The 9,032-nt window shown below is 37.9% G+C and carries 16 protein-coding genes; 11 read left to right on the plus strand and 5 right to left on the minus strand.

What is annotated here, in order from left to right; translation table 11 throughout:
* Positions 1 to 24: 24 nt before the first annotated feature.
* The 11 genes from J0871_RS16905 to J0871_RS16955 all read left to right on the plus strand — a co-directional run bounded on the left by J0871_RS16905 (position 25) and on the right by J0871_RS16955 (position 6,278).
* Positions 25 to 450, plus strand: a complete 426-nt coding sequence (locus J0871_RS16905) for a hypothetical protein (protein ID WP_208226372.1) — start codon at positions 25 to 27, stop codon at positions 448 to 450.
* Entirely contained in the window at positions 443 to 1,102 is a 660-nt protein-coding gene (locus J0871_RS16910) for a hypothetical protein (RefSeq protein WP_208226373.1), read from the plus strand. The genes J0871_RS16905 and J0871_RS16910 overlap by 8 nt, the downstream gene beginning before the upstream one ends.
* Before the next feature lie 17 nt (positions 1,103 to 1,119).
* Complete coding sequence (locus J0871_RS16915) at positions 1,120 to 1,467, plus strand: DUF2829 domain-containing protein (RefSeq protein ID WP_208226374.1); 348 nt, start codon at positions 1,120 to 1,122, stop codon at positions 1,465 to 1,467.
* Positions 1,464 to 1,880 carry a hypothetical protein gene (locus tag J0871_RS16920; RefSeq protein ID WP_208226375.1) on the plus strand — a complete coding sequence of 139 codons (417 nt, stop codon included), beginning with the start codon at positions 1,464 to 1,466 and terminating at the stop codon, positions 1,878 to 1,880. Before J0871_RS16915 ends, J0871_RS16920 begins: the two co-directional genes overlap by 4 nt.
* Positions 1,877 to 2,203, plus strand: a complete 327-nt coding sequence (locus J0871_RS16925) for a hypothetical protein (protein ID WP_208226376.1) — start codon at positions 1,877 to 1,879, stop codon at positions 2,201 to 2,203. The genes J0871_RS16920 and J0871_RS16925 overlap by 4 nt, the downstream gene beginning before the upstream one ends.
* A 154-nt stretch (positions 2,204 to 2,357) precedes the next feature.
* A complete protein-coding gene (locus tag J0871_RS16930) occupies positions 2,358 to 3,002 on the plus strand; it encodes a hypothetical protein (protein ID WP_208226377.1) in 645 nt (214 codons plus the stop codon).
* Positions 2,980 to 4,686, plus strand: coding sequence for a hypothetical protein (locus tag J0871_RS16935; protein WP_208226378.1), 1,707 nt, complete (start codon positions 2,980 to 2,982; stop codon positions 4,684 to 4,686). Before J0871_RS16930 ends, J0871_RS16935 begins: the two co-directional genes overlap by 23 nt.
* A gap of 110 nt (positions 4,687 to 4,796) precedes the next feature.
* Entirely contained in the window at positions 4,797 to 5,057 is a 261-nt protein-coding gene (locus tag J0871_RS16940) for a hypothetical protein (protein WP_208226379.1), read from the plus strand.
* Positions 5,054 to 5,512 (plus strand): hypothetical protein, encoded by a 459-nt coding sequence (locus J0871_RS16945; protein WP_208226380.1) that lies wholly within the window; start codon positions 5,054 to 5,056, stop codon positions 5,510 to 5,512. The genes J0871_RS16940 and J0871_RS16945 overlap by 4 nt, the downstream gene beginning before the upstream one ends.
* Before the next feature lie 3 nt (positions 5,513 to 5,515).
* On the plus strand, positions 5,516 to 6,064 hold the full coding sequence (locus tag J0871_RS16950) for a hypothetical protein (RefSeq protein WP_208226382.1): 549 nt from the start codon (positions 5,516 to 5,518) through the stop codon (positions 6,062 to 6,064).
* 7 nt (positions 6,065 to 6,071) lie between these two features.
* Positions 6,072 to 6,278, plus strand: a complete 207-nt coding sequence (locus J0871_RS16955) for a hypothetical protein (RefSeq protein ID WP_208226383.1) — start codon at positions 6,072 to 6,074, stop codon at positions 6,276 to 6,278.
* Positions 6,279 to 6,310: 32 nt separating this feature from the next.
* On the opposite strand, the gene J0871_RS16960 is transcribed toward J0871_RS16955, so the two are convergent.
* The 5 genes from J0871_RS16960 to J0871_RS16980 form a co-directional block, all read right to left on the minus strand.
* The gene (locus tag J0871_RS16960) at positions 6,311 to 6,577 is read right to left on the minus strand and encodes a helix-turn-helix transcriptional regulator (RefSeq protein WP_208226384.1); all 267 of its coding nucleotides are present in this window, start codon (positions 6,575 to 6,577) and stop codon (positions 6,311 to 6,313) included.
* A gap of 81 nt (positions 6,578 to 6,658) precedes the next feature.
* Positions 6,659 to 7,066, minus strand: a complete 408-nt coding sequence (locus J0871_RS16965) for a hypothetical protein (RefSeq protein ID WP_208226385.1) — start codon at positions 7,064 to 7,066, stop codon at positions 6,659 to 6,661.
* A gap of 142 nt (positions 7,067 to 7,208) precedes the next feature.
* Complete coding sequence (locus J0871_RS16970) at positions 7,209 to 7,661, minus strand: JAB domain-containing protein (RefSeq protein ID WP_208226386.1); 453 nt, start codon at positions 7,659 to 7,661, stop codon at positions 7,209 to 7,211.
* A gap of 14 nt (positions 7,662 to 7,675) precedes the next feature.
* Positions 7,676 to 7,897 carry a hypothetical protein gene (locus tag J0871_RS16975; protein ID WP_208226387.1) on the minus strand — a complete coding sequence of 74 codons (222 nt, stop codon included), beginning with the start codon at positions 7,895 to 7,897 and terminating at the stop codon, positions 7,676 to 7,678.
* 61 nt (positions 7,898 to 7,958) lie between these two features.
* Positions 7,959 to 8,342, minus strand: a complete 384-nt coding sequence (locus tag J0871_RS16980; protein WP_208226388.1) for a hypothetical protein — start codon at positions 8,340 to 8,342, stop codon at positions 7,959 to 7,961.
* Between the last annotated feature and the right edge of the window lie 690 nt (positions 8,343 to 9,032).

The raw sequence follows: 9,032 nt of genomic DNA on the forward strand, positions 1-9,032 counted from the left end.
GACTGCCCCGATGAGTTTAAGGTTTTGGTTTCCGATAAGATTACGGCGCATAGAAATTTTGAAGCTGCTTACCTGGAACTTACCGAAGCTGCAAAAAACCCTTCGACTGCGCTCAGGATGACAGATGAAGTTTTCCCTAAGATTAAAAGTGCTGTAAATAATTGGGCAGTGAACCGGGCAATTTTTGAGGAGCTTGATTACTACGAAGAAGAAGGCGAAGTTTTAGGCAAACATCCCAAGCTTTGGAAACTTAAAATTGAGCGTGATGTAAGAGCCCTTGGAGATTTACAGGTAGTGCGAAGATTACATACGGTAAGGGCAAATGTTTCTCGAGATCGTAAAAAGCTAAAAAAGCTTAAAGGCTCGGCAAAAGAAAAGTTTGAACACACCTTTAACCGATTGCGTTTAGAAAAGGAATTACTGGAGCAACGATACAAAAACAATGGCTAGAAATAAATTTTTTCAGATTCCGAAAGAAAAAGAAGAACCTACTGTACAGGAGGATCCCAATGCTCATTTTAAGAATAAGTATTTATTGGCGCATTTTGAAAATGTGAATCACCTGGAGAAAAATTTAAAGCGTCTTCCGGCAGTAGAAGAATTCTTTTTCCTGCAAACCTGGAACTCATTTAATGCGTTCACGTTTATCCCATTTGTTGCTAAGAATTTAAAGGTTCGCAGCCTTTTTGCCAGCACTTATAGTATTAGCCGGCGGGTAATTACCGCACTTATAGAATTGCATACTGCAGGGATGATAGATGAGATCACGCTATTGATTTCAGATTCTATGATTAAGCGAAACCCCACTACTATAGATATGCTGTTAAGCGTAGCTGCAGCCCACGCCAATTTAAAAGTTTTGTTTGGCTGGAATCATAGCAAGGTTTGCCTTTTAAGAACTAATGATGATCACTTTATAATTGAAGGTAGCGGGAACTGGGCAGAGAACGCCCAGATGGAACAATACACTTTTGCGAACAGCAAAGGTTTATTTGATTTTAGAATGGAACTATTTGCTCCTGAGAAAGCCAGGCATTTTGCCGAAAATGGTTCGCTTCGCGCGGTTAGCCCCCTAGCCCCCGAAGGGGGAATAAATGTTTAATTTTTAAATAAATAGAAATGAATGAAAATCTGACTTATGGTGAAGCTCTAGAAGCTGCAAAAAAAGGAAAATTAATAGCCCGTAAAGGTTGGAACGGTAAAGGAATGTTTGTCTTTATGCGTCCAGCAGATGAATTATCAGTGGATTTTGTGGTAAACAGAGTAAAATCATTACCTCAATCAGTAAAAGATTATTTTACTCCATACCTATCGGTGCATCCTACTGATTCATCTTTAGATGCTGGCCACGCCACAGTAGTGAAATTCTCAGCTTATCTGTGTATGAAAGCCGCTGATAATTCTATAGTAAATGGATGGTTAGCTTCCCAAACTGATATGCTTTCTGAAGACTGGTGTGTGCTATGAACGAGTTAATAGAAATAGTAAAGGAAGAACCAGTGATTGTGTCTTTATTGGTTTTACATTTCTTTTATATGGGGTATGTATTCTATATGCTTCTATTTAGAATGGGCAAGAAAAACGGACTTCCAACAATGAAAAACCCGCCACCGCCTCCGGAGAAAATTAAACCCGAAATTTCTAGAAAAGAAATAGAAGAGGCTTTTAAGTATTTAAGGACACGGGGAATGAGAAAAAAGAGCATTACAAATAGGATTGATAAAATGTCTTGTTTTCCTCTATACGTTCCGACTTGCGATATAGACCCCGTATTGGAAATGCTATTAACCGGTAAATGGCAAGATTTTCAAAAGCAATTAGAATTACTAAAGTATTATGACGATGAAGGGGAGTATTTTGAAAAAGCTGGAGAAAAATGATTGAAAACCTAAGACTTTCCCAGGAGGAACTTGAAGAGCTGGAAGATTACGCCGGCTGTAATTATAGTCCGCAGCAAATTGCTAAAGTGATGGACTTTGATAAAGCTGCTTTTATGAAAGCCTGGTTAAATCACGAGCATTTAATAAGGCATCATTACGATAAAGGCAAGCTGCAGGCCGCTTTTGAAATCAATCAAAAAGCCCTGGAAACTGCCAAGGCAGGAAACCAAACTGCGATGCAGATCTGGCAGAAAAATGCCGATGCGCAGCACGTAGAAAATTTAAAAGAACAAATTCTATTTGGCGGAGAACCGACCCCCTAGCCCCCAAAGGGGGAATTATAAATACTCAAACTCTAAAAAATATGTGGTTTCCAAAAACTAATAGATCTACGAAATTTCCTTTAGGAGAGAGCCAAAAGAAAAAGCATCTACAAACTTGCTTAAGAAATAGGAAGAAACGCAAAAAAAAGCAGAAGTGAATAAAATTCAGAAATATAAAGATATCAAGGATATTTCCCTGGAGCAGATCTATGCTTTTATAGATGAAGGCGATCGGGACGATGCACCTCCTGAAATTATACAATACCTGGATCTTATGGATAAGATTCGTGGTATGGCTTTACGTGTAGATCGGTACGGTAGTAAAGATGCAATTGTAAACCATTTAATTAAGGTTGAAGAATTGTCCCGGTATTTAGCAAATAAAGTCTACAACCAGGCAATGGAATATTTCTATGCTGATGTAGAGATTTCAAAAAATGCCTGGCTAAATATTATCGCCGGGAAAATGGAGAAAAATATTTCGCTTTCTCAGAACCTTGTTAAAGATGTGAATGATACTGCTAAAGTGAATAAAATGCTGATGGAACTCAAGGAAGTGGTAATGGAGCTTTATGAAAATGAAAGCGATATTCCGGAGGGAGCATACGATAAGATGATCAAGATCTACACGACCAGTATGAGCGACCTTGGGAAAAAACCACAGCCTAAAAAAGAACTGGCCGAGTTTATAAAATCCCTTCCGAATGAAATTTCAGAAAAAGTAAAAGAACTGGCCGAGCAGGAAGCCGGATTAAAACAATTAGAATTTTTACCAGATGCAGATCCCCGAAAGTCTTAAGAATTCTAAACAAGCCGAGATTGCGTATTCGTCCTGGATAAATCAAACCATAGATTTGGTGAGTCCTAAGGACTTGTTTTTAGTTGGTGGCCGTGGTACTTCTAAAACTACCGAAATACAAGCAGAGCGCAGCCAGAATGTTATTTACGATATGCCCAGGGCCTACTCTGCTTTTGTGGCCGATACTTATGATAATGCTTTACGTAACATTGTGCCGTCACTCCTGGAGGGATGGACGCAACGGCGAGGCTGGCGTGAAGGTGTTCATTTTGTGGTAGATGAACGGCCGCCAGAAAAATTTGCTAAGCCGTACAAGCCGCCAATGACGTATAAGCATACGATCTCCACTTTTAACGGCCACTTCTTTAACCTTGGTTCGCTGGCGCAGCCAACCTCTCTTGCCGGTAACTCTTACCAGCATTTCTTTATTGATGAAGCCAAAAACTGTAATTACGATAAGCTTAAAAAGCTTTTCCCTGCCTTGCGTGGTGATTATGTGCAGTTTGGCCATTCTCCTTTCTTTTTAGGAATGACAGTTACTACCGATATGCCCAATATTGGAGACGGTGAGCACGACTGGATCCTGGACCGTGAAAAAGATATGAATAAAGAGCAGGTGATCGCAGCCCTGCAGGCGGGACTTGAATTGAACGATTTGCGCATAAAATTGATTAAGGCGAAGCAAACCGGGAATAAAGCCAGGATAAAAAGTTTACAGAATAGGTTTAAGATGTGGTTTGAGCTGTGGTATCAATCACGAATGGACCTCACAATGTTCTATACGGTTTCCAGTTTTACCAATGCGGAGATCCTCCGGAAGAATTATTTTAAAATTGCGCTGGACAGTTTAGGCCTGGAGGAATTTAAAAGCGCCATTCTTTCACTTAAAAGTGAATTAAAGGCCGGTGAACGTTTTTATATGAACCTGGGCACGCATCATTATTATGATGATGGGCTGCTTATAGATTACTACAAGAAAAACTTTAGAATTGGCGATAAGATAGAGGGCAGCTCTCAAGGGCTTCGCTATATAAAGCACGATAAGAAATTAGAGTGCGGAATAGATTTCGGGAACCAGTGTAGTATGGTTTTGGGCCAGCCTGCAGGCCAGTATTATTATTTGCTTAAAAACCTGTACACCTTAGCGCCTGAAAGCAGTAAGGAACTCGCTAAGAAGTTTATTGATTTCTTTAAAAATCATAAAACGAAGGTGCTGGATATGTATTACGATCGTAGTGGGAACCAATACGAGAAAGTAAAACGTGACTGGGCTACCGAAATTAAAAACCATATTGAAAAATACGAGGGTACCAGTACCGGGTGGCGCGTGAATTTGATGAGCCGTAACCAGGCAACGATCTCCCAGGAGCAGGAATTTGTATTTGCAAAAAAACTACTTGGTGAGTATTACCCGGAATTACCAAAAATGCGAATAGACAGGCACCAGTGCCGGGAATTAAAAAGCAGTTTAGAACTGGCAAAAACCAAAATTGGCAAAGACCGGAACGGGAATACGCAGATTAAAAAAGACAAGGATAACGAAAAGAATTTACCGCTAAAAAAACTGCCGCTTTACAGTACCAACTTTTCTGATGCCTTTAAATATTTAGTGTATCGTAGAGATTGGGTTCGCCTGGCCGATAGAAAAAGTAGTAGTACGGTGATAGATCCTAGTACGCATTAAAAAGCCCCCTCCGCCCCCAAAGGGGGAACTAATGTATTAATTCGTTGTTTTATGCAATAAGCATAATCTTATTGCAAAATTGTATATTTGAGGAAATCAAATGTTTAGTTATGACAGTTACCAAAGAAATTGTACTTCACGAAATTAATTCCTTGCTGGAGGAAGAAAAGAGGGAAGTTGCTTCAAACCCTGATGTTCCTAAACGTAGATTAAGTTTTAATCTCGGACCGGATATAACTTCTTCAGTTAAAAGTGAAGTTGTCAAGGAACTTAAAAATTCCTGCAGCGAATTCGATCATTTTTATGAAAATGCTGTTAATGGTCATGTTAGATTACATTTTACGATTGAAAAAGAAAAAGATTGGATATGACCCCGGAAGGACTAAATTTCATCAATTATCTTCAGGAAATTCCTGGTAAGGTCAGGATTGTTGAGTACGACAAGGTTTTTACTAATAATGTGTGTATTAGCAGGGTAGAACTACGTGAAACCGCATTGAATGAAGCCGAAATTGAAATGGCTCGATACCATATTAAAAACGGTTGCCCGGAGATTGTAATTACTCACAATGAAGGCGATGATGTTCCTCGCGGTCTTCCTTATGAGCATTTATATTATTCTGTTCCTCCTGACGCTGTGGAGTTAGGTATTGATAAATATTATAAAAAGAATAATGAAAATAGTTTTCAAGGTGTTTATGTAGGTTTGACTGAACCCCGTCTTCGTGAAAAACTTCGCGAAGAAGAAGCGAAAGAAAACTATGAGATGTGTGCGGAGATCTTAAAGTATGCAGAGAGTAAGGGGTTTGATTTGAATAAAAACTAGACTATGACACCAGAGGGAAAAGAATTTATAGATCGAATGTATAAGGAAAATGGAAAGATTAAGTCTATTTTAGGTTATGATCTATCTGATGGATTTAGCTTTATGCAAGTTGAATTAATCAGGTCTGGATTAAGCCAGGCTGAAATTGAAGAGGCTGAATTTCATATAGCAAATGGTTGCAAAGAAATTGTTGTTTCTGATAAAGGCCCTAACAGATTAAATGGTTTTGGCTACCAGGATATTTTTAGAGATGGACTGCAAGGTCTTTCTCGTAATCATTTGAAAATGTTTATAGACAATATGTATAAATCTTCAGAGGAAAAAGTTTCAGATCATTGTGCAGATGCACTTTCTTATAGTCTTGAAATAACTGGTAATAAAAAGGTTCAATTTGTTTTTGATATAGAAAAACAATTAGAAGCAGAGTTGTCCTGGTGTGATCATCCAGAAGACCGTCTTCGGGAGAAGCTTCGTGAAGAAGAAGCCAGGGAAAACTATGAGATGTGTGCCGAGATTTTAAAGTATGCAGAATCTAAAGGAATTAACTTATAAGTGAATTATGGCAACACAAAGTGATTTTGATAAATTCCTGGAGCTATATAGATCTGTAGGCGTAGAACCGGAGGTTGAAGAACTTAAGGATTATAAATTTATTAGACTTGAACCAGGATCGGATGAGAGTAAAGTTATAGGTTACTCCTTCTTCTACACAAAAATTGTTTTTGATAAGGAAGGTAAATTTTTAAATCAGGTTATTGCAGAATAACCAAGCCATCGCCCCGCCAGGGGCGATTTTTTTTAATTGAAGTCCATTGTATTCATTTTTGTGTCGTCAGCTTCTTTTGGTATAAGATAAGGACGCAATTCTAATGCGCCACAAATTTTTAGGTAAGTAGAAAGTAGCATTTCTGTATCGCCTTTAAAATTCCTTACCAGCGTAGATTCATTTACCGAGATCATTTCAGAAAGTTGAAATTGCGATATCTTCTTCTCTTTCATTCGGTCTTTAAGGAATTTAAAAATGAGCTGCTTTCCTACGTTTACTGAATTATCATAATTTCCCATATCTTTGTATTAATTAATGTTTGTGATGAATATTAGTTATTGACAAGAGAAAAGCCCCTGGAGAGGGGCTTTTTTTAATTTCTAGTCATTAAGAAGTTCAATAACTGCTTCTCTAGCTTCTTCTACGCTATCGTAGTAAGAAGTGTCGCCTTCTTCAGAATTAAAAGCATCGTCAATTAACTGGCTGTTATTGGTTTTAATTTGGTGAGTAAATCCTTCAGATTGAGCTTTCACTATCCAGTGACCGTAACCAGAAGATATTTTTGTAAGGCTTGTATTTTCTAAAGTGAAAAAATATTCTTCTTCTTGAACTCCTGCCCAATCTTCAATTTCCCATTCTTCAATATATTCTTCAGCCTCTTCTTCTGTTTCAAAAGTTTTTGCCATATCCAAATGAGAAGTAAGATCAGCGTGAGTTGTACCGTTATAAAGATACATTGTGTGATCGTTAGAATTTTTAGTGTCGGTAATTACAAAGAAAGTTTTCATAATGTTTGTTTTAAATGAGTTATTAATTATTGACTCTGTAAAGATACAATTAACTTGCATATATGCAAGTTAATATAGAAACTTTAACATTATTTTATTTCTAAAACAAAGCCATCGCCCCGCCAGGGGCGATTTTTTTGGCTTATAAAATTCCATCATCGGCAAAGCTGAAGTAGCTCTCTTCTGTAATTATTAAATGGTCTAATAATTTGATGTCAAAAAATGCGCAAGCATCTTTTATTTTGGCGGTTAGTTTTTTGTCGGGTTCTGAAGGTCTTAGTGTTCCGCTCGGGTGGTTGTGAAAAAGTATCAAGCTGGTTGCATTTGCTTTTAATAGGTGTTGAAAAATGAGCCGAATATCTACTAAAGTTCCCGTTATACCTCCCTGCGAAAGTTTAGAAACTCCTAAGACCTGGTTAGCGTTATTAAGCATCATAATATAAAAGCATTCATAGTGCTCTATATGGTCGGCTGCTGCTTGCTTAGCGATTGAGTAAGCGCATTGAGAAGAATTTATTTTGTTTCTGTCGGCTGTGATTCTGCCTGTTTTGTAAGAAATACTTACTTCGGCAATATCAAAAATATTTGTTGTCATGGCGTAGATAGTTATTAAAATTGGTATTGGTTGTAGTCGCTTTGGTTTCGGTATTCAGCTATAAACATTTGCGCAATTTCCTGAACAGGATTAAAAGCGGTTTTGGCTTTTGCCTTAAAAAATTTATAATCTGAATAATTGAAAACTTTTGAAAGTCCGTGAGCGTGAAGTATTGATTTAACTTGCTCGCTAAATAGGAAAGATTTACTTTTGTTGCTGTTACTTGTTGTTGTCATAACGGGTAATATTTGATTTACCCCGGTGCCGCCGCGAACGGTCCCGGGGTTTTTAATTAGATTAAATTGAAAATTCCAAAATTTCGGTTTCGGTTTTCTTCTGCAGTTCTTCAAGTTCTGACTGGATGCCGTCTAAAAGCTTTTGAATTGTTACGGGGTTGCTAATGGTAAAATGATACCCATTATTAGCAGCAAATTTCATTTCTGCATGTTGCCCGTCATTACTTGCGTTGTAATTTGTCAACTCGTTTAACTTGCGGTCAATCTTCTCTTTTTTCTCCGCTAATCGGTTAAAGGTTTCAAGCTTCTTAATTCTGCCGTCTGCAGTAGGTTTCAAAATTTCGTCAACTTTTGCGGTTGATTTTTCAACTTTTGCGCTGTTAGAAGTTTGCGCTTTCTCGATTTTTGCAGCTCCTTTTTTTGCTGCCGTCTTTGTGTTACTCATAACGTTTAATATTTGATTGTTTAACATAGTTAAATATACAAAAAAGTAAACATAAAAACGACTTTTTGACTGCTTTTTTTGACTCTTTTTAGCTTATAATCAGTCATTTAGACCCTGTCTAAATAAAAAAACAACCTCAAAACCACCTCTATTAAAAACCATTTTTTTTAAAACTCTGTAAATCAGTCTTCAAACCCTATACAAGAAAATTGTATAGGAGTTTGTAAGACGATTGACCCCGCCCCGCTAAAGGCTGTATTTGCAACTGCAACCCCTGCCCAAACGTGAGAGATATGACCAACCACCCCAAAAGACCAGTGTTTATAGGTGTTCCCAAGGCATAACCACTAACAACACCTAACCACTATCTGCAATTGAGCAGCACCCAACCACTTTCGAGGTGGTTACATCTTGTCGCAACCCCTGTATTTACAAGGGGTTTCCGCTGTCACACCATCAACGCAGCAAAACAGATACACTTGTAGTATGAATGCAACCAGGAAGCTATACCAAATCGTAGAACGTATGCGTGAGCTCACGGCTGCAGGTGTACCATTTGATATTGTATATATTAATATAATACTACCCCACATTTCAATTTAAAAGTATACCACTTATTACCAACTTGAACGTCCAACTAGAGACGTTCGGAAAATGATAAGCATGTATACAAAACAGGAAATAATATTA

Origin of the sequence: Salegentibacter sp. BDJ18 (genome assembly GCF_017579965.1) — a bacterium.
Taxonomy (GTDB): Bacteria; Bacteroidota; Bacteroidia; order Flavobacteriales; family Flavobacteriaceae; genus Salegentibacter.